The organism is Vibrio sp. M260118, assembly GCF_036533755.1.
Lineage (GTDB): Bacteria > Pseudomonadota > Gammaproteobacteria > Enterobacterales > Vibrionaceae > Vibrio.
Genome location: NZ_JATABG010000627.1, coordinates 1 through 1,036 on the forward strand (window position 1 = coordinate 1; position 1,036 = coordinate 1,036).

General features: G+C 44.7%; 1 protein-coding gene. It reads left to right on the forward strand.

The genetic code is table 11. The features are described from left to right. The first annotated feature begins 8 nt into the window (after positions 1-8). A complete protein-coding gene (locus QTO00_RS20135; protein ID WP_331426329.1) occupies positions 9-929 on the forward strand; it encodes a DUF368 domain-containing protein in 921 nt (306 codons plus the stop codon). Positions 930-1,036 lie beyond the last annotated feature (107 nt).

Consider the following 1,036-nt stretch of genomic DNA (forward strand, 5'->3'; position numbering starts at 1 on the left):
CATACGCAATGAACTACTTAACGACTTTTCTCAAAGGAATGGCAATGGGTGCAGCCGATGTTGTTCCGGGTGTATCAGGCGGAACCATCGCTTTTATTACAGGAATTTACGACACCTTGCTCGAAAGCATTCGTCGCATCAATCCTAGTATTATTGGAATTTGGAAACGTGATGGCTTTAAAGCCGCTTTCCAGCATATCAATGGTCTGTTCCTGAGCGCCCTGTTTGGTGGCGTAATTACTAGCATCGCAACGCTCGCTAAACTCATATCATGGCTACTCGTGAATCACCCCATTCCGCTATGGTCGTTTTTCTTTGGCCTGATTCTGGTTTCTGTGTTCCACATGCTTAAGCAGATAGAACGCAGAAGCTTAAGTCGACTGGTATTTTTGTGCCTTGGCGTTGCTTTTGCCTACAGCATTACTGTGCTAAACCCGCTGCAACTAGAACCGTCGAGCATTAATGTTTTAATCGCCGGGGGTATCGCAATCTGCGCCATGATACTACCGGGAATATCAGGCAGCTTCATTCTGCTATTAATCGGTATGTATACCCCAGTACTAGGTGCAGTTAAGTCGTTTGATGTGCCCATTCTCGCACTGTTCTTAACAGGCTGCGTACTCGGATTATTGAGCTTCTCACATGTACTCTCGTGGCTGCTAAAGCGTTTCAGAGATTTAACCCTAGTTTTCTTAACCGGTTTAATGCTAGGTACATTACCTAAAATCTGGCCATGGAAAGAGACCATCACATGGCGTACTAACTCAAGTGGCGAGCAAGTACCTTTGATTCAGCACAACCTATCACCTGCTGACTTTGAAGTGTTAACTTCACAATCATCGCAACTTGGTATCGCAATTGCTCTTATGTTGTGTGCGATCGCGTTGGTGCTCGGTTTAGAGAAGTTTGCCGAAAGACAAGAGAGCTAAACCTAGCTCTGCTAGAAGGTAAAGTTATCTAACAAAACGGCTTAATCTCAAGCCGTTTTTGTTCCCCCCCCAACCCAACTGTAATGATAATTAATTGCAATAAGTCT

Bases quoted from the DNA above. Each gene is read 5' to 3' on its own strand.
- QTO00_RS20135 (WP_331426329.1), top strand. From the start codon at position 9: ATGAACTACTTAACGACTTTTCTCAAAGGAATGGCAATGGGTGCAGCC.